This window comes from Mesobacillus campisalis (assembly GCF_000986785.1).
GTDB lineage: Bacteria > Bacillota > Bacilli > Bacillales > Cytobacillaceae > Mesobacillus_B > Mesobacillus_B campisalis.
The window spans coordinates 42,252-62,056 of the sequence record NZ_LAYY01000101.1; the positions used below are offsets into that span (position 1 = coordinate 42,252).

Sequence of the window (19,805 nt, forward strand, 5' to 3'; positions counted from 1 at the left end):
CCTTGTACTTTTCATAAAATTTGGCCGGAGACATACGCCCCAGACTGCCATGGTATCTTCTCTCATTGTAGAACTCCATGTACTCATCAATGCGGTAATATGCCTCTTCAAAATATTCGAATGTGAAACGCCTGAAGAGATCACGTTCCAGGTTGCTGTGGAACGACTCGATAAATGCATTATAATTAGGTGACCTAGGAGGAATCCTCTCGTGAAAGATTTTATTCTCTTCGCAGAATTCACCAAAGTGGTTACTTACGAACTGAGGGCCGTTATCGGTACGAAGGACGATACAGTGCCCATCCTGCTCCTCTGGGGCCTTCAGACCTCTCCTGATAATGGCCTCCTTAAGCATTCCGGTTATGTCCTTCGCCTGGCATTTAGAGCCTCTGTAATAACCTACAATACGCCTATCAAACACATCGATGGCGCTTGCGATAAAGAAAAACCTTCGGCTTCCTTCAATTGACCCATATTTAATATCCAGTTGCCAATGCTGGTTCGGAGCTGTGACTAGTCGATTCCTGACAAGACGTCTGGGATACTTCGGGCTGCCTGTCCGGTGGGGAAGGAGAATTCCCAATTTGCCACATAGTCTAGCCACCTTTTTGTGGTTGATTCTAAGTTTGTGATGCTCCCTCAGATATTCTGTAAGATTCTTAACGCCGTAAGTCGCCCCATCTCCCTCAATCGCCTCCATGAGGAACTCCTCTATCTGTTCGTCTGAGATAATAATTCCTGCTTCAGTTACTGAGTAACCTGGGATTGGACGGCCCCTTTTTCCCTTGGTTACGATCTCTTCGTCGCTCCCCGCATGATAATAATATAAAGACCGATTTACTCCAGCTGCCTCTGCCAATTTAGTAATCGCAAACCCCTCCTCTGCCCATAACCTTATCTCTTCAAGGACCGTCAGGGCCGGGATTGGCTTTTTTTTAATAAATTCCTAAGCATAGCGACTTCAAGTTCTTTTTCACCAAGCAGTTTCATTGCCTGTTCGTATTTCGCCTTTAACTCTTCTTTCGTAGGTTCTATAGATAGTACCGCTGAGGCAGGGTCCTCCATCTGTCCTCTTACTTCATCTTCATATTCCTGAATCCACCTATTAAGAGTAGTACGATCGATACCTGCATGACGGGCAATAGAGGAATAATTCCCCGACTCAAGAGCTAGTCTGACATAGTTTTTTTTGACTTCCTCAAGAGCTGGTATTTTTCTGTTTGCCATTCTTCTCTCCCCCTAACTTCTTTTGATTTTCTTGACCCTAGTGTACTGTTTCTCTCAAGTAGGTGTCCAAAAGAATTAGGGGGTCGTAGAGAAAAAGTTCGTAATTGCATCAATTATCCCAAGGATTGCCTCAAATATTTGAATGATTGCATCAATAATTTTGTTTATTTGAAAAACCTGTGTCCAAAATGTGACATCATCACCCATCCTTCCAAATCATGCATGCGTCACCACACCTATAAAATAACCTCCGTCCCAATTCCAAACACCCTATCATAAAAAAACGCCACCTTTCATACAGTTTAATGACATAGTGATTTTATGCTCATGCTCATGAAATGAAAGGAGGAGACGCTTTGTCTATGGGTAATCCATCATGCCTGCGATTTTCCCTTGAGGAGTCGGTGTGGTTCCAAAGAGGACAGGAAGTCGCAGAGCTTTTATCCATTTCGCTCGACCCCGACATAACCATCCAGGAAAATGACCAATATGTGACGATTAAAGGTTCGCTTGTGCTTTCAGGCGAGTATAAATGCGCTGAACAGGACGGAGAAGGAGCAGGGGATCCGTTCGCAGCTGTAAGGCTGGTGCATTCTGTCACCGAAAGGGAAGAAGGCAGCCTGGAGTTTTCCCATCGGTTCCCTGTTGATATCACCATACCGCAAAACCGGATAGAGAGCATTTATGATATTGATATTACAGTTGAATCGTTTGACTATGATTTCCCTGAACGCGGCAGCCTGAAGCTTTCGGCAGAGCTGGCAATCACTGGGTTGTACGGCGATCAGCAGCATGGCGGCGAAGATGAGGCTGAAGAAGCGGAAGCCGTTGAGGAAGACAGAGAAGAGGAAGAGCATGAACAGGTGGACCTTGAGCCGCTCTACAGGGAGAGGGAAGAAGAAGACATACCTGAATATGCATCATTTGCCTTCAGTCCGCAGGAAGAGTCGCCTGCCATTCATTCCGGGGAAGAAGTGGATCCCCTTTATCAGCCTTTTAGCGCCGAAGCGAAGAAAGAGCCGGAAGCGCAGCCCGGGAAGGAAGAAAAACCGGAACCTGTCTTTGCACGCAATGCAACTCCTGTTCCAGAACCAGTGAAGAAGGAGCCGGAAAAAGAGCTTGCCTTTCAAAGGAAGGAACCTGAGCTGGAAGTGGAGTCTCCAACGGTGGCGGCTCCAATAGAAGTGACTCAGCCGGCTGCCGAAGCTGTCCAAGAATCACCGGAATCGCCGGCAGAGCCTGCCCAGGAAGTTGAAAAGAAGATGATTATCAATGAAAAGGCGCAGCAGAGTGAAGAGGAAAGCTCGAGTTCCTCCGAGGAAGAAGCAAATGTAAAAGGAAAGAAGGCCAACAAGAAAAAAGGCCTCTCGATTGCCGAGTTCCTTGCGCGCAAGGAGGATGCCCAGGTAGCAAAGATCCGGGTCTGCATTGTTCAACAGGAAGATACACTGCAGAGGATTGCCGAACGCTATGAAGTCAGCGTCCAGCAGCTGCTGAATATCAACCACCTTGGAATCGACCAGGAAGTCTCGGAAGGGCAAGTGCTCTATGTGCCGGCAGCGGTGCATGCGAAAGGGAGCAGCTGAATTTAAAAACGGAACCCAAAGATGGAGCAGGTTATTTTAACCTGCTCGCCTCTTTTACCCCGCCCCCCAAGCGGCGGACCGTGTTCCGCCTTTTGAAGAAGGAGGCTCCCAGGATGTGAAAGTGAGTGAATAACATGGATCAGCCCAATGTGCTGCCAGAGGTCAAACACATTCTAAGGAATTATGCCTTAGACCCTTATTTTGTCGAGGATTTTGGCAAAGTCAAAAAAGTGTATGCAAAGTCAGGCACGTATGCGCTAAAGCAAATTGACCCTCACCATGGGATGGATTTCATCCGCCATATCCAATTCTTGTACCATAAGGGATATAACCGGATTGTTCCCGTCTATCCTGCCTCCGATGGCCGGTATGCCATATACGAAATGAATTCTTTATATTATTTAATGCCCTGGCTAGCCAATGAGGAAAAGGAGAACAGGGAAGAGCGTCCGCTTCAGCTGTTCCGCGAACTTGCGCGGCTGCATGCCTTATCGGCAAGGGAGCTGGATATCAGCCTCGAAGCCCGCGAAGAGCATTATGAAAAAACGCTGAAACAATGGGAAAAGGATGAGGAGTTTCTCGAAGGTTTTATCGAAAGCTGCGAGCAGGCATGGTATATGTCGCCTTTCCAGCTCCTTTTTTGCCTTTACTACAACAGCATCCGGCAGGCGATGGGTTTTGCGAGGGAAAAACTTAAAAGCTGGAAGGAGCAGACCAAGGACCAGAAAAAAGCGCGGATGGTCCTGCTGCACGGCAAGGTTTCAACCGAGCATTTCCTTTATGATGACAAAGGCTATGGCTATTTCATCAATTTTGAAGACACAAGGCTGGGTTCGCCGATACAGGACCTGCTGCCATTTATGTCCCGTTTTCTGAAGACGCGCCCGAAACAGTCGGAAGAATGTGTGGCATGGATCAACAATTATTTTAAGTACTTTCCGTTAAAGGAGGAAGAAAGACTGCTGTTTCTCGGCTATCTGGCCTACCCGGCCGGAATGTTGCAGACAGCGGAAAGCTATCTTATGCAGAAGACCAAGGTGGATGAACGCAAATATGTGCAAAGGCTGCAGCGGCATTACTGGCATCTGAAGAATACCGAGTATGTCGCCATGAGGCTCGAGGAAATGGAACGTCAGAAAGCCCAGGCAAGAGCCGAGGCCCAAAGGAAAGCGGAACAGGAAAGAGCCCAGAGCTGACAGTCGCCTGGGCTTCTTTAAATCATTTCAAAATGGATGGCCAAGGAGAGTAGGATGAGGATGGCTAGCAGCAAAACATCAAAGGTCGTCGGAAAAAAGATCGTCCGGATTCCCTGGAACACGCAGAAAGGAATCGCAAACTGCGCGCAAACACTACGTACATTCCGCAGCCAGCGCGGATAGGTGTAAGGGTTATATCGTTTTCTTGACATGCAAAGCTCCTCCCCCGGTGCTTTTTTTTATACTATGATTATTTGGGCGGAAACGTGCCTAGGAAAGGTAATCCTTATATTTGAAAAATCATATTGAAGAAAAATAGGAAAAATGGAATAATTAAAAAAGTCTCATATAAATGGAAAATCCTGTACAATTAAAAATTGAAAGGAAAACTTGCTTGTTTGAAGGGGTTTGGGGGAGAAATCAATATGTTCTGGTTTTTAATTCTTTTTCCGCTGTTAATTTATCCTTGGGGATACGACCCGTACTACACGTTGCCCAAGGTTGGCTATCTGCAGGTATTTGTTCTAATGTCATGGTTATACATAATAATAAAGAGAAAATATAAAAATCTTGCATTAACGAAATCAGAATTCAAAATTGAAGCGATAATTATTTGCTTTATAAGTTTGATTTGCTTATCAACATTATTTTCAGTTGATCCCCAAACGGCACTGTATGGTACTAAAAATCGTTATGAGGGTCTTTTAACTTTATTTTCGTATTGCAGCGTCTTACTGTTTTCGTACCGGTTTATTGGCACAGAAAGATTACATAAAGCGATGGTAGGACTGGGTTTAATCTCTGTTGTGGTTTCTGGTTACGGTATATTGCAATTCTTTTCAATAGATCTTCTTCCGCGGAATAGCGGGAAAATGGTTTACGACCGAAGTTACTCATTTTTTGATAATCCTAATTTTTTTGGTTCTTATCTTGTGCTGCTAATTATGGTAACAGTAACACTATATTTAACCTCAAAAAAGCATATGCACACAACTGGATATCTAGTGATAATTTGGATAAACTTTCTGGCTTTGATTTATTCGGGTACCAGGAGCGGTTGGGTAGGAATGCTTTGTGGTATATTGCTATTCTCCCTCTTAGGTATCTTAAAAAGAAACCATCTATGGAAAAAATGGGGAATTTTATTAATTACTCTCGCCATAACAATTCTTGTCGTTAATGTAAATGAAAAGGGCAGGTTAACTGATCGAGCCAGCACAGTGTTTTCTGATTCTTATAACATCCTGACTAATCAAAGCACAGGGAGGGAAGGGTCGAATCGCTTTTTTATTTGGGAAAAATCAATGCCTTTACTGAAAGAAAATTTTTGGTTAGGTTCCGGACCCGATACCTTTGCTTTGGTGTTTCCAGAAGATGAAGAAAAAAAACAAATGTTTGGAGATGTGATTGTAGATAAGGCGCATAATGAATATTTACAAATGGGTGTGACAATTGGTTTCCCTGGACTTTTAACTTATTTATTTTTAATAGTGTTTGTCTTAAGGAAATCTCTCCAAGCGATTAGAGATGCAGATGAAAAAGACAAGCTAGTTATTATAGGACTGTTATCAACTATTGCTGGGTATCTTGTGCAGGCATTCTTTAATATAAGTGTCGCACCGGTAGCACCAATATTTTGGGCCATACTGGGGATTACCCTGGCTAAGTCCGAGCAGCAGATAAACAAGCCAAAAGGTGATACAATTAATATAGACCCCTTAGCTTCGGAAAATAGGAACATAAGCGCTTAGCACAAACATTTTTAAAGAGAACGGCATAAGGTATAAATAATAAAAAAATGGTTATCATTATTGACGTCTAAGTCTTTTTTTGGTTAGTATATACAATATAGTTTAATTAAGTTAAGTGTAGACAGGGAAGAGTACGAATACACTCTGCTTCAAAGAGAGGGAAGCCCATTGGCTGAAAGGCATCCCAGGCAGACAGTCGGAAGGTCGCCCTCGAGCTTCTTCGGTGAACGGAATGCCCATTAGCCGAGGACGGAGAAAATCCGTTATCCTGTTTAAGAGCCAGCCTCTCATTTCCTGCGGCTGGAAAAAAGGTGGTACCGCGAATCGCACTCCATTCGTCCTTTTAGAGACGAATGGAGTTTTTTATTTTTTAAAAAAGTGTGTGCGAGGACAGTTGAACAACTGTCCAGCTCCAGCGCCTAGCCCCTAGAGTCGCTTCGGCCCAGCTGTTGAAGTCAAAGAACGACTTCATCAGCTGGCCCTGCGCTTGTCGGGGCTGGGCAAGGCGCTTACGCTTTTCTAAGGAGGAGTAACCATGGAAGAAAATTTATCGATGCCTACGAAATATGATCCCTCATCGATTGAACAGGGACGCTACGACTGGTGGCTGCAGGGCAAATTCTTTGAAGCGAAGGATGATGCGGAAAAACAGCCTTATACCATCGTCATCCCGCCGCCAAACGTAACCGGAAAGCTGCACCTTGGCCACGCCTGGGACACGACGCTTCAGGATATCCTGACACGCATGAAGCGGATGCAAGGCTATGATGTTCTCTGGCTCCCGGGAATGGACCATGCCGGAATCGCCACACAGGCAAAGGTTGAAGCAAAGCTGCGTGAAGAAGGCAAAAGCCGCTATGACCTTGGACGCGAAAAATTCCTTGAGGAAACATGGAAGTGGAAGGAAGAGTATGCCCAGCATATCCGCCAGCAATGGTCAAAGCTAGGTCTTGGACTCGATTACAGCCGCGAGCGCTTCACGCTTGATGAAGGCCTTTCAAAGGCTGTCCGCGAAGTATTTGTCTCCTTGTATAAAAAGGATCTTATTTACCGCGGCGAATACATCATCAACTGGGACCCGTCCACAAAAACCGCTCTATCCGATATCGAGGTTATCTACAAGGATGTACAGGGCGCATTCTATCATATGAGGTACCCGCTTGCGGACGGCTCCGGCCATATTGAAGTTGCCACAACCCGTCCGGAAACGATGCTTGGCGATACAGCGGTTGCGGTTCATCCGGAAGATGAGCGCTATAAGCATCTGATTGGCAAGACCGTCATCCTGCCGATTGTCGGCCGCGAAATTCCGATTGTCGGCGACGATTATGTGGATATGGAATTCGGATCAGGCGCGGTGAAAATCACTCCGGCTCATGACCCGAACGATTTTGAAATCGGCAACCGCCACAACCTTGAGCGGGTACTTGTCATGAACGAAGATGGCAGCATGAACGCAAGAGCCGGCAAGTACCAGGGCATGGACCGTTTCGAGTGCCGCAAGCAAATCGTCAAGGACCTGCAGGAACAGGATGTCCTGTTTAAAATCGAAGAGCATATGCACTCTGTCGGCCATTCCGAGCGCAGCGGCGCCGTTGTTGAGCCATACCTGTCCACGCAGTGGTTCGTGAAAATGCAGCCGCTCGCAGATGAAGCGATCGCACTTCAGCAGAAGGAAAACAAAGTCAACTTTGTTCCTGACCGTTTCGAAAAGACCTATTTGCACTGGATGGAAAACATCCGTGACTGGTGCATCTCCAGACAGCTTTGGTGGGGGCACCGCATCCCGGCCTGGTACCACAAGGAAACAGGCGAGGTGTATGTTGGACACGAAGCACCGGAGGATATTGAAAACTGGGAGCAGGACAAGGATGTACTGGATACTTGGTTCAGCTCGGCGCTCTGGCCATTCTCGACCATGGGCTGGCCTGACAGCGAGTCCTCTGATTTCAAGCGCTATTACCCAACAGCTGCGCTTGTAACTGGCTATGACATCATCTTCTTCTGGGTATCCCGGATGATCTTCCAGGGGCTTGAGTTCACAGGAGAGCGTCCGTTCAAGGATGTCCTCATTCACGGCCTTGTCCGTGATGCCGAAGGCCGCAAGATGAGCAAATCGCTTGGCAATGGGGTAGACCCGATGGATGTCATCGACCAGTATGGGGCCGACTCACTCCGCTACTTCCTGTCGACCGGAAGCTCGCCAGGCCAGGACCTGCGCTTCTCGATTGAAAAAGTAGAAGCAACCTGGAACTTTGCCAATAAAATCTGGAACGCCTCCCGTTTCGCCTTGATGAACATGAATGGCCTCAAATACGAGGAAATCGACCTGACTGGTGAAAAATCGGTAGCCGACAAGTGGATTTTAACAAGACTCAATGAAACAATTGAAACAGTAACAAGGCTGTCCGACCGCTATGAGTTCGGCGAAGTCGGCCGTGTGCTGTACAACTTCATCTGGGATGATTTCTGTGACTGGTACATCGAAATGGCGAAGCTGCCATTGTACGGCGAGGACGAAGCAGCGAAGAAAACAACCCGTTCCATTCTTGCTTATGTGCTCGACAACACGATGCGCCTGCTGCATCCATTCATGCCGTTCATCACCGAAGAAATCTGGCAGAACCTGCCTCATTCCGGTGAATCGATCACAACGGCACAATGGCCGCAAGTAAATGCCGATTACACCGATGAAACAGCAGCAGCCGAAATGAAACTGCTTGTGGAAATCATTCGTTCGGTACGGAATATCCGTGCAGAGGTCAACACGCCGCTCAGCAAGAAGATCAAGATGTTCCTGAAAGCGAAGGACGACCAAGTCCTGAATACGCTTGAAAACAACCGCGGCTACCTCGAGCGGTTCTGCAATCCGGAACAGCTGGAGATGGGGCTTGATGTCGAAGCACCTGACAAGGCGATGACCGCCGTCGTAACAGGACTCGAAATCATCCTGCCGCTTGAAGGCCTGCTGAATATTGACGAAGAAATTGCCCGCCTGCAAAAAGAGCGCGAGAAGCTGATAAAAGAAGTCGAACGCGTACAGAAAAAGCTGGGCAATGAAGGCTTTGTCAAAAAGGCGCCTGAAAAGGTCATAAATGAGGAACGTGCGAAGGAAAAGGATTACAGCGAAAAACTTGCTGCCGTTGAAGCGAGGATTTCGGAGCTAAAAGGCTGAATATAGTGTAGAATAAATGAGACGAGTCCTTGTTTGGGATTCGTCTCATTCTTATGAATAAAAGTTGAGGTGCCAGCAATGTTTACAACCTACAAAGAAGCTCTTGACTGGATCCATGCCAGACTAAGGCTCGGCATCAAACCTGGATTAGCACGGATGGAATGGATGATGGAGCGCCTCGGCTCTCCGGAAAACAGCATAAAAGCTATCCATGTCGGCGGTACGAACGGCAAAGGTTCGACCGTCACCTATCTGCGCTCCATGCTGCAGGCAGAAGGATATCATGTCGGAACTTTTACTTCTCCATATATTGAACAGTTTAATGAACGAATCAGTGTCAATGGCACACCAATCAGTGATGAAGACATTCTTGAGCTGGTCAATGTCATCCGGCCATTGGCGGATGAGCTCGAAGCAACACAGCTTGGGGGACCAACTGAATTTGAAGTGATTACCGCCATGTCTTTTTATTATTTTGCCCAAAAGCATCCGGTGGACATTGTTTTGTATGAAGTAGGATTAGGCGGCCGGTTTGACTCGACGAACATCGTGAAGCCGATTGCCTCAATCATTACCAATATCGGGCTCGATCACACCAGCATCCTTGGGGAGACGCATGAAGAAATAGCCTTTGAGAAAGCGGGGATCATTAAAGAGGGCATCCCCATTTTTACGGGAGTCCGCCATCCTGGCGCCCTTAAAGTGATCAAGGAGCAGGCTGAGCAGAAGCTGGCTCCCATTTCCGTCCTCCACGAGGATTTTGCAATTGTGAATCACCAATCTGCAGCGAGGGGCGAAAGGTTTTCCCTTGATACGAAGGAAGGCTTCATCCCTGACCTTGAGATTTCCATGATAGGAAAGCATCAGACGGAAAATGCCGCCCTGGCCGTTACTGCCCTCCTGAATTTAGCCCAGACAGGCTGGATTGAAATAGGGGAAAAGAGCATCAGGGATGGATTGGCAGCGGCCTATTGGCCCGGCCGGTTTGAAATTCTGAGCGAGAAGCCGCTGGTCATCCTGGATGGGGCGCATAATGATGAAGGCATTACGGCACTTGCGGCAGAACTGGAAGAACGTTTTGCTCCAAAAGACATCCACCTGGTTTTTGCTGCCTTAAAGGATAAAAAACTCGACAAAATGATTGCGACACTTGACCAAGCGGCGAGCACAATTTCGTTTGTCAGCTTTGATTTCCCGCGTGCCGCAGCCGCCGAAGACCTGGTAAAAATCAGTACATCGACGCACAAGCTTGCGGTCGACGACTGGAAGGCATATCTGCCTGAAGAGATAAAAAGGCTAAAAGAAAATGAGCTGCTCGTGATTACAGGCTCGCTCTATTTCATATCCGAGGTAAAACCATATTTACAAGAACTTTTGAAAAATGACAAAATTCCTCTGTAACAACCATGACAAAATTTGCTACAATTGATTTATCTTGAATTGCCATTAAATTGGTTATGGAGGAGGGCAGGCTGATGAAGGTAGCTGAAAATACGAAAAAATATATTTTTCTTGTTTATATCCTGCTTGTACCGGCGGGAATGTTTCTTACCTATCAAGCCTATCCTCCCGCGTTTTCAGGCCAGTGGCTGGATTTGCTGGCCTTTTTGCTTTTAATTGCGGTCGTGGCATCCATGCCGATAACCATTAATTCGATGTACATATTCCTGATTCAGTGGGTAAGCCTTGCTGCATTTCTAAAATTCGGCTTGTTCATCGAAATGGTACTAGCCCAAATAGCGGTCATCGTCCTTCTTTTTAAGCTGAGAATTCAGAAAAGTGAATTATTCAGGCTGCCGCTGAATATGACGATGTTCTTTTTTGTCTCGCTGTTAAGCGGCGTATTTTATTATGAACTGGGAGGCCAAACCGGCCCGAGCTTTGAAACAGAAAGGCAGGCCATCTTGCTGGCAGCACTGTATGCTGTGGCAGGATATTTCCTCAACCAGGTAATTGTTTCTTTTAATCTTCGCTTTGTTTATAAGCGGCGGGAAAACTACTTCGGGAAAGACTTTTTTGTTGAGACCGTCACAACTTTGATTACCTTTCCATTAGGGTTCTTCCTCTATATGTTTTACAACCAGGTGGGGGTGATGGCGCTGTTCTTTGTCGGCCTGCCGTTTGTTTCGATATCACTTGTTCTAAAGCTCTATTACTCAACCGAAAAGGTGAACCTCTATCTTCAGAAAGCGGCTGAAATCGGCCATGAGATGGCCCAGCGTCTCCATGTCGATGATGTAACCGACTTGTTTTTTGAAAAGATTGGCGAAATGCTTCCGGTTGATTATGCCTATATTTTTGAACCGGTCAATGAACAGGAACTGGAGATGGTCCGCAGACTGGATCAATCAGGGACAAACATGATCCCGCGGATGAAAAAGCACGAGGGAATCAGCGGCTATGTGTGGGCACAGGAAGAAGCCATCTGTTATTCCTCGAGGAAAGATTGGCTGCCGTTTACCAAGGGATTCCTGCCGGAGGATGCGGAAAGCCTCCTGGCTGTTCCAATCATCCGCAACAAAAAGGTTGTAGGGGTACTCACCCTTGCATCAAGGCAAAAACGGGCATACGAAAAGTCGCAGCTGATGATTGTGGATATTCTTTGCTCCTCCTTTGCCGTGGCCGTCGAGAATGCCAAGAACTACGAACAAACAAAAATGCACAGTGAACGCTGTGCCCTGACCAATCTGTATAACTTCCGCTATTTCGACCATTTGCTGCATGAGGAGTTCGCGAAGCTGACACGCTTTGAACGAACCTCGCTGTCGCTCATCCTCCTCGATATTGACCATTTTAAAGTCGTGAACGACACCTACGGCCACCCTAGCGGAAATGAAATCCTGATTGAGCTGGCCAACAGGCTGAGGAAATTGGTTGGCGGCCAGGGAACCGTCGCCAGATTTGGCGGCGAAGAATTCGTCGTCCTCCTGCCGGATGCCGGAAAGCAAACAGCAGGCAAAATGGCCGAAATGATCCGCGAAAGCATCGCCAACTGGCCCTTCAACCTGCAGCAGTCCATTGAGCCAGGAAAGAAACAGAGCGTCCAAATAACCGCCTCCATCGGAGTGGCCACCGCTCCTGACGACGCCGACGACGCCATGTCCCTGATCCGCCATGCGGACCGTGCACTGTATGTCGGGGCGAAAAGGGCAGGGCGGAACCGGGTGGCGGAGTATGTGAAATAGCAAAAAGAGAGGGAATCAACGGATCCCTCTCTTTTAATTATAAATTACATTATTGGATACATTTTCGCCCCAGCCGATGAAAAGTTCCGGAGGGTCAAAGGTGGCGCCGCATTTTTGTTTAAGTTTTGCAGGGTCAGTGTTTGCAGTCTTAAAAACATTAGTCAAAGAGGGTATTTCCAAACCATTAACAAAAAGTTTACCTTTTATATATAATTCCCCTGAGTGCGTTAAGGTTTCGGCATGCATATCTCCCTGCACACACATTATCGTACCTGCAGCTGTTGTTGCTTTTGGAAATCTTACAGTGCCGCGGACAAAGATGGTGCTGTTTTCACCCGTACTGCTATTCCCGCTATTTCCGCTGTTTTCCAGCGTGAATTGCTGTCCTAATACCGACAAATTTCCCCCAATGTATAAATTGGAGTAGTGGATGGTCAAATTGTTCCCGAAAATGGCATCATTATTTGTTTCCAATTTGGACTGTATAAAGTTATTTACGTTGCTTTTCACTTCCAAAGAGTCAGCAAAGATTTTAACATTCTCGGCTTTATTAATATTCCCGCTTGTAGCGCCAATCGTTAACTTATGGTTTGAATAGATTAAAGTATTTTCAAGATTATTAACGTTTACTCCAAAAGCTTTATCTTCCTGAAGCAAGATCTGTGTACAGCCTGCCTTAGTACTGGTGCTTGCCAGTGCAGCAGATAAAGAGGATGGATTTAAGCACTCCGGCCTAACGTTGGATGGCTCAGTTACAATATTAAATTTAGGCGGCAAGAATGTTATATCCGGGCCTGTCCCTAACCCTTGGTTAGATATATTAATCGCCATATTCCCTGTTAAAGTAGAGATTTTCCCTTCCTCTGCCCCTTTGCTGGTAAACTTCAATAAGATTTCGTTGGTGTTGGAGTTGTATTTTATACTTTGCTTATCAATTGTAATCTCAATCGAATCATTGGGCTTTCCGTTAACTGGAATAGATTTGTATAGATTATCTCCAGATTTTATATCAGCTGTTTCTTCTAGTCCTTTTATAATTTCCATTTCCATAAGATCAGCAGCATAAGTTTTATAGTACTCTGCATCAATGGGCCTGCCAGCCGCCCTATCTGCATCAATCTTTGCTTTTACATCGTCGTACACAGTTTCTTGTTTAATCTCATAGAGGTTTTTCACCTCTGCATGATAGTACGAAATTCCTGCTTCAGCTAGGGCAACCGATTGGGAGCTTTTTTCAATTACCCGGTTCTGTTTCATGGTGCTAAAAGCTTGTCCCATAAAAGCCATGAATAAAATCATAAAAAGGACAATGGTCAACATCACCGTTAACAATGCATAACCGCCTTCATTCTTCATACTTTGCACTAATTTCCACCCGCCTTCACCCTATAAAGCATCGAGTCAATTTTTGCGCTGTTCGAACTGTTCTTCTTCTCTGAAACGATTATTTCCAGTTTTATATCTTTATCAAAAGGATCCATATTGATCACTTTACCCCCACTTGGCAAAGGCTCTTCGATAATTGAAGAAGATTTGGAATTGTATTGATAGCATAAGTTGGGATCTGAAAATGATATGTTTTGCTTGGTATCATCCATATTGGTAATTTCCAGATGGATTTCACACTGATTGTTCATTATTTTATAATACCGGGCTGTTTGATGAATGCTGGTCAGATTAGTAATAATAAGGTTTCCTTCTTGCTGAAGCCTATTTTTTGCAGATGCTTTCTGTGAATAGTTATAACCCTGAAAGAAAACACTCCAGATCAAAACACCTGCAAAAGAGAGGATGGCTAAAGTGACCATTAACTCAGTAAGTGTCAAACCTTTTTCGTTTTTTATCATTGTTCCTCTCCTCACCTGACAATGATATAGCCATAAGTTTCGGTTAATACATTGTTTCTATCACTTAAAAGTTTTATTTGAACTTCGTGTGCCTTGGACTTGCTAGTTGGTGGAGGTTCTTTCCAGATTTTAATCTCCGCTTTTGGTTCCGTAAGCTTAAACAAATAATAACCATTTTCAAACGACGCATAGCCATCTGGCCAATCCTGAGGCAGGGGATTGGTCTTTTTTAAGGCATTTAAGACCTTTTCGTCTGATTTCCATTCACTTAATAGTAGCTTTGCTGTATTCACTGCCTGAGCCTTTTCTTCATTTTGTTTATTCATCATCCCCATTTGCGGAAAAATGTTCATAACTGAAACAAGGATGATAGACAGTATCGCGATTGCTGCTAATACTTCTACCAATGTAACTCCTTCTTCATTTCGAACCGCTTTCATCTATCTTCCAGTCCTTTCGGGTCATTCATCTATTTTCTAAATCTATCATATCATTTGTCAAAAAAATAAGAAGATAGAAATAGGGAAAAAGTTGGGTATAAATTCAAATTTGAGGTATGTTTACATTTACTTCCATATTAAATTTTCTTTAAAAACATATTTCAATATTATACAATGGGAAAGAAGGAAGATGTCGTTAATTGTAGAAAATAATTGAAACTGAGTAAAATAGAGAGATTTTTGTTAGGGGTGTAGGAGTGGAAAATGTACTGTTTGCCGGCATTGCCATGGTCATTCTTGTTCCGGTTATTTATTTTTTGCCGCTTGGCTTTTCGTTACGAGGGAAGGTCTATATTGTTACAGCGTCCCTTTTAATCGCAGCTGTCGGGTTGCTCGCCGCTTCAATCATGCCTTTATGGCAAACTTTCTTAATTGAAGTCCTGTTGATAGGCTTTACGGCCTATTTCCTATTCAAGAGAATAGAATCCATTTTGCAAGCTCCAGATGATATGGAGCAGGAAACCTATCAGCAATTGGAAGAATCGAGATTTGAAAGCTTGAATGATACCTATAATCATATTGCCCTTTCTGAAAACTGGGCAAGCGAATTAGTTGAAGAAGAGCCGGGATTGCTTAAAAAAGCAATGAGGCAGGCAGGCGAACCAAAGTTCAGCATCCTGATTGGAAATCAGAAAGAAAACACCGCCCGCCAGACAGATGACATGCCAATGAATGCTTTTGCAGAGGTGGCTGCGAGTAAAGAGGAAGCTTCAATCGAAGTTGTATCACAAGAGACCGAAAACAACACTGATGGAGACCCTGAAGATCTGTCCCATGAGTTCCTGGTCGATAATGAAACTGAAATAGAGCAGGAAACTATAGAGTCAGAAGCACTGCAGCAGGTCGATCATGGTAGCACGCATAATAACGTTCAATATATTGAACAAAAGACTGAAACAGAAAGTTCTTATCTGGCTGAGATGGAAGATTTGCTTATCATTGAAGATGAGGATCTGCTACAAGCATCTCCTGTACTTCAGGAAGACTCTGAGGACCTTGAAGGATTGGATTTTGGTGACGAAATCGCGGAATCTCATATAGAACAACCAACACCAAGCTTAAGCGACTATGCTTCGGACGAACTGCCTGAACTTGAATTTGATGACATTCCTCTGGAGAAAGAGACGCCGGAATCGCAGTTGGATGAAGAATTCTGGAGCTCATTGCTTGAAGAAGATGAGCTGGAAGTTCTGGATGAAAAGAAAGAATACTCGAGTGTGAAATAAAAGGCTTAATAACAATTACCCTTAATAAACGGATGCCGCCATGTGCGCTTAAACGGGAGGAAACAGACAACATGAAACAGCAAGGAATAAAACTATTTATCGTGCTATTAATAAGTACGTTATTTATTTATAGTTTCTCCCATTTTGGCGCTATGGCGTACAGTGCAATGTCTAAAGAAGGCGACCTGTTCCTCGAGGGTACGACCATCGGTGGAGTAAACGTTGCAGGCAAATCAAAGGCTGAAGCGCAGCCCCTTGTAGCAGAACGGGTGCAGCAGTGGCAGGCCGAAACAGTTTTTGAACTTCAATATAAAGAAAAAACAATAACGGTAAATACCGAGTTTCTTAGCTTTAACGTTGTTGAATCGGTAGAAGCGGCGCAAAACGGACAACCCAATGGAGCAGCTGTATCCATTGAGACGCAGGGATTAAAAGGAGCGCTTTCTCAGCTCTCTCCTGACCTGATCCTTGAGGAAGCTGAATTGAATGTGCTGCATCAGGAAGTGTTGAATTATGGGAGGAATCTTGCCGCTGGAAATCATCGCATTTCAGTGGAAAAACTTCTTGCTGGTGAAAATAAGGCCGATGATGTGATAAGTGAAACCACGCTGCAGCTTGATGACGTGAGCGTTGCGATGATGGACTGGGTTGAAGGGTTGTCGCCGATTGCCATTCCGGCCAATTCACAGGTTTCCTTCCTGAAGACCATTGAGGATGAAAAGCTGACGTCCATGCCATCAGGAACAATGAGCATGATTGCTGCAGGCATCTATCAAACGATTTTGCCCACCAATTTTGACATTATCGAACGCCATATTGGCCAGGCTTTGCCAGAGTACATTCCTTTAGGGTTTGAAGCGAAGGTGAATGCTGAGCATAACCTTGATTTCGTTTTTGCCAACCCGAATGAATCGGATTATTACCTGCAGCTTCATTGGTCATATCCAACCTTGATCCTTCAACTGATAGGGAGTCCTCTATTATACACATACGAGATTGAAGAAAGCGGAAAGCAGAGCTTTAAGCCTAAAACTGTCATCCAATACAGCCCTCAGCTTCTTCCAGGACAAAAAGCTGTCAAAGAACCTGGGAAGAAGGGTACCCTGGTCAAAATGCTCCGGAAAGTTTATGGCGAAAAAGGTGAATTCCTAAGGGAAGAAGTAATCTCAGAAGACTATTATCCGCCTGTTGAGAGAATTGAAGTCCATGGACTGAAGGGCTCAGAGGGCGGCGATGCTCCTGGCGCAAAAGCTGACGAAGAAACAGCTGATCCTGGAACAGAAACAGCTGAAACGGAAGCGGATGGCAGCACGGCATCCAAAGAAGCTGAGGAAGAAGAGATTTGGGGCAAGGAAAATGAAACCGAAAAATAATCAGGTTAAAGCGGTGATTCTGAATGAAACAAACTCGAAAACGGCTAGGTGACTTAATTGTTGAAGCAGGACTGATATCTGAAGAGCAGCTTAACGAAGCGCTCCAGGAAAAGCCGCAAAACCAAAAGCTTGGCGAGGCTTTGCTGTTGAAAGGCTATCTAACGGAACAGCAGCTGATCGAGGTGCTGGAAGCCCAGCTTGGAATACCGCATATAAGCTTGTATAACTACCCTTTCGAAGCTAATCTTTTTTCGCTTGTCCCGAGGGAAGTGGCGGCCCGTAATCTTGTGGTGCCTCTAAGAAAGGAAGCCGAAAAGCTGGTTGTCGCCATGGCCGACCCGATGGATTTCTTTGCGATTGACGATTTGCGCCTGTCGACCGGGTTTCAAATTGAAGCCGTAATAGCGACCAAGGATGACATTATCCGGGCAATCAATAAGTACTATTCCGTCGATGAGGAATTTGATGAACTGACCGAAAGTACAAGAGGGGGCGAATCTGATCAGCAGGAAAACCTGACTGACGAATCATCGCCAATTGTAAAGCTGGTCAACCAGATCCTCCTCAGTGCCGTGACCCAAAAAGCAAGCGATATCCACATCGATCCCCAGGAAACGAAAGTAGTCATCCGTTACCGGGTGGACGGGTTGCTGCGTGTAGAGCGGGCTTTGCCAAAAAATATGCAAAGCGTCCTGACTGCGAGAATTAAAATCATGTCGAACCTGGACATTACCGAGCACCGTGTGCCCCAGGATGGCCGGATCAAAATGAAGGTCGAATACTATCCGATTGACCTTCGGGTATCGACCCTTCCGACTGTATATGGCGAGAAAATCGTCATGCGGATACTTGACTTGTCCAATGCGCTTACCGAAATTGAAAAGCTGAGTTTTAACAAGGTCAATTTATCGCGCTTCATTTCACTGATTGAAAAACCTAATGGAATCGTCCTGATTACCGGGCCGACGGGTTCCGGGAAATCATCGACGCTGTATGCTGCGTTGAATAAATTGAACAGCGAAAGTGTCAATATCATCACTGTTGAAGACCCTGTGGAGTACCAGCTGGAGGGCATCAGCCAAATTCAGGTGAACGCCAATGTCGGCATGACATTCGCAGCCGGATTAAGAGCCATCCTCCGGCAAGACCCCGATATCGTCATGGTCGGGGAAATCCGTGACCGGGAAACTGCAGAGACGGCTGTCCGTGCCTCGCTTACCGGCCACCTTGTTTTGAGTACGCTGCATACCAATGACGCCATTTCTTCAATCAACCGTCTGATTGACATGGGCGTCGAGCCGTTTCTGGTGGCAACCGCCTTGACAGGGGTTGTTGCCCAGCGTCTTGTCAGGAGGGTTTGCCGCGACTGTGGGGAGGCGCATATCCCGACGGCACGGGAAGTCGATATCTTCGCCAAAAGAGGATTGAAGATTGATAGAATTCTTCGCGGAAAAGGCTGTGCCTCTTGCAATATGTCCGGCTATAAAGGCCGGATTGCGATTCAGGAGGTTGTGGTGGTCAATGATGAAATCCGCCGCCTGATCATGAACGGCGAATCTGTTTCAAAGCTGAGGCAGATTGCCGTCCAGAATAAAACCATCTTCCTGATTGATGATGGATTGTTAAAAGTAAAACAGGGCCTGACGACAACCGAAGAAGTGCTTCGTGTTGCCATTCCTGAATAAGAGGTGCAAAACGTGAAAGACAGAGTAGACAAAATACTGCGGGCAGCCTATGAACTGAAGGCATCCGATATTCATTTAACCGTTGGTGTTCCGCCGATGTTCCGGATCAATGGCGAATTAAAACGCTATGGAAAAGAAATTCTCGAGCTTGAAGATACGGAAGCAATGGGGAAAGCCGTCATTCCTGAAGCTAAATGGGACGTGTTCAAGGAGCTGGGGGAACTCGACCTATCCTATGCAGTTCCCGGGATATCCAGGTTCCGTGTGAACGTTTATACCCAGCGCGGCGCGGTTGCCCTGGCGATAAGGGTCATCTCGACAAGCATTCCTTCGATTGACGATCTGAAAATGCCAAATGTTTTAAAGCATATTGTGGAAAAGCCACAGGGACTAGTCCTTGTGACCGGCCCAACAGGCAGCGGCAAGTCGACAACGCTCGCGTCGATGATCGGTTATATGAACCATAATATGCGCAAGCATATCATCACGCTTGAAGACCCGATAGAGTATTTGCACAAGCATGGCAACAGCATCATCGACCAGCGGGAAATTGGAGCTGATACGAAAAGCTTCGCGAACGCATTGCGCGCTGCGCTACGTCAGGACCCAGACGCTATCCTTGTCGGGGAGATGCGCGACTTGGAAACGATTCAAACGGCGATTACGGCAGCGGAAACGGGTCACCTTGTATTTGGCACCCTCCATACGCAAAGCGCGCCAGCATCAGTGGAAAGGATTATCGATGTGTTCGACCCGGCACAGCAGCCGCAGGTCAGAACGCAGCTTGCCGGAGTTCTTCTGGCGATCATTTCACAGCGCTTGTTCAAAACAATCGATAATTCCGGACGCCGGGCGGCGACGGAAATTATGATTAATAATCACGCTATTGCCAACCTGATCCGGAATGATAAAATCCACCAGATTGAAACCGTCATCCAGACTTCAAGAGCCCAAGGCATGCACACACTTGAGACAAGCATCAAAGATTTGGTGCAATCCGGTGTAATTTCCAAAGAAGCCGCCGCACCATTCCTGAACGAGCAGGTGAGCTAAA

16 protein-coding genes and 1 other annotated feature are annotated in these 19,805 nt (G+C 45.8%); of the genes, 10 read left to right on the forward strand and 6 right to left on the reverse strand.

Going from position 1 to position 19,805, the window contains the following annotated elements:
• Together WQ57_RS24135 and WQ57_RS24140 are read right to left on the reverse strand one after the other, a co-directional pair.
• Window positions 1-859 (reverse strand): IS3 family transposase (locus WQ57_RS24135; protein ID WP_052948826.1); only part of this gene is annotated, 859 nt, incomplete at its 3' end.
• Window positions 860-912: 53 nt separating this feature from the next.
• Window positions 913-1,227 (reverse strand): helix-turn-helix domain-containing protein, encoded by a 315-nt coding sequence (locus tag WQ57_RS24140; RefSeq protein WP_046522972.1) that lies wholly within the window; start codon window positions 1,225-1,227, stop codon window positions 913-915.
• Window positions 1,228-1,589: 362 nt separating this feature from the next.
• On the opposite strand from WQ57_RS24140, the gene spoVID reads away from it, so the two are divergent.
• Window positions 1,590-2,813 (forward strand): stage VI sporulation protein D, encoded by a 1,224-nt coding sequence (gene spoVID / locus WQ57_RS24145; RefSeq protein WP_052948876.1) that lies wholly within the window; start codon window positions 1,590-1,592, stop codon window positions 2,811-2,813.
• 134 nt (window positions 2,814-2,947) lie between these two features.
• On the forward strand, window positions 2,948-4,009 hold the full coding sequence (gene ysxE / locus WQ57_RS24150; protein ID WP_046526191.1) for a spore coat protein YsxE: 1,062 nt from the start codon (window positions 2,948-2,950) through the stop codon (window positions 4,007-4,009).
• 17 nt (window positions 4,010-4,026) lie between these two features.
• Here ysxE and WQ57_RS24155 read toward each other — a convergent pair whose 3' ends face one another.
• The gene (locus tag WQ57_RS24155) at window positions 4,027-4,221 is read right to left on the reverse strand and encodes a hypothetical protein (protein WP_046526192.1); all 195 of its coding nucleotides are present in this window, start codon (window positions 4,219-4,221) and stop codon (window positions 4,027-4,029) included.
• Window positions 4,222-4,434: 213 nt separating this feature from the next.
• Between WQ57_RS24155 and WQ57_RS24160 the strand changes: the two genes are divergently transcribed.
• The 4 genes from WQ57_RS24160 to WQ57_RS24175 all read left to right on the forward strand — a co-directional run bounded on the left by WQ57_RS24160 (window position 4,435) and on the right by WQ57_RS24175 (window position 12,120).
• Complete coding sequence (locus tag WQ57_RS24160; protein ID WP_046526193.1) at window positions 4,435-5,760, forward strand: O-antigen ligase family protein; 1,326 nt, start codon at window positions 4,435-4,437, stop codon at window positions 5,758-5,760.
• 109 nt (window positions 5,761-5,869) lie between these two features.
• Window positions 5,870-6,106, forward strand: a binding site (T-box leader).
• A 189-nt stretch (window positions 6,107-6,295) separates the two neighbouring features.
• Complete coding sequence (locus WQ57_RS24165; protein WP_046526194.1) at window positions 6,296-8,935, forward strand: valine--tRNA ligase; 2,640 nt, start codon at window positions 6,296-6,298, stop codon at window positions 8,933-8,935.
• A gap of 78 nt (window positions 8,936-9,013) precedes the next feature.
• A complete protein-coding gene (locus tag WQ57_RS24170) occupies window positions 9,014-10,336 on the forward strand; it encodes a bifunctional folylpolyglutamate synthase/dihydrofolate synthase (protein WP_046526195.1) in 1,323 nt (440 codons plus the stop codon).
• A 74-nt stretch (window positions 10,337-10,410) separates the two neighbouring features.
• Window positions 10,411-12,120: a sensor domain-containing diguanylate cyclase gene (locus WQ57_RS24175; RefSeq protein ID WP_084820373.1), complete on the forward strand. Its 1,710-nt coding sequence runs from the start codon at window positions 10,411-10,413 to the stop codon at window positions 12,118-12,120.
• A gap of 33 nt (window positions 12,121-12,153) precedes the next feature.
• On the opposite strand, the gene WQ57_RS24180 is transcribed toward WQ57_RS24175, so the two are convergent.
• The 3 genes from WQ57_RS24180 to WQ57_RS24190 are packed head-to-tail and all read right to left on the reverse strand — an operon-like array spanning window position 12,154 to window position 14,407.
• A complete protein-coding gene (locus WQ57_RS24180) occupies window positions 12,154-13,485 on the reverse strand; it encodes a hypothetical protein (protein ID WP_046526196.1) in 1,332 nt (443 codons plus the stop codon).
• On the reverse strand, window positions 13,485-13,967 hold the full coding sequence (locus tag WQ57_RS24185) for a type II secretion system protein (protein ID WP_046526197.1): 483 nt from the start codon (window positions 13,965-13,967) through the stop codon (window positions 13,485-13,487). Before WQ57_RS24185 ends, WQ57_RS24180 begins: the two co-directional genes overlap by 1 nt.
• 11 nt (window positions 13,968-13,978) lie before the next feature.
• Window positions 13,979-14,407 (reverse strand): type IV pilus modification PilV family protein, encoded by a 429-nt coding sequence (locus WQ57_RS24190; protein WP_046526198.1) that lies wholly within the window; start codon window positions 14,405-14,407, stop codon window positions 13,979-13,981.
• A 257-nt stretch (window positions 14,408-14,664) separates the two neighbouring features.
• On the opposite strand from WQ57_RS24190, the gene WQ57_RS24195 reads away from it, so the two are divergent.
• The 4 genes from WQ57_RS24195 (at window position 14,665) to WQ57_RS24210 (ending at window position 19,804) form a co-directional block, all read left to right on the forward strand.
• A complete protein-coding gene (locus WQ57_RS24195) occupies window positions 14,665-15,693 on the forward strand; it encodes a hypothetical protein (RefSeq protein WP_046526199.1) in 1,029 nt (342 codons plus the stop codon).
• Between the two features lie 71 nt (window positions 15,694-15,764).
• Window positions 15,765-17,066, forward strand: a complete 1,302-nt coding sequence (locus tag WQ57_RS24200; protein ID WP_046526200.1) for a VanW family protein — start codon at window positions 15,765-15,767, stop codon at window positions 17,064-17,066.
• A gap of 23 nt (window positions 17,067-17,089) precedes the next feature.
• A complete protein-coding gene (locus tag WQ57_RS24205; protein WP_046526201.1) occupies window positions 17,090-18,751 on the forward strand; it encodes a GspE/PulE family protein in 1,662 nt (553 codons plus the stop codon).
• A 12-nt stretch (window positions 18,752-18,763) separates the two neighbouring features.
• Window positions 18,764-19,804 carry a type IV pilus twitching motility protein PilT gene (locus WQ57_RS24210; RefSeq protein WP_046526202.1) on the forward strand — a complete coding sequence of 347 codons (1,041 nt, stop codon included), beginning with the start codon at window positions 18,764-18,766 and terminating at the stop codon, window positions 19,802-19,804.
• Window position 19,805: the final 1 nt, after the last annotated feature.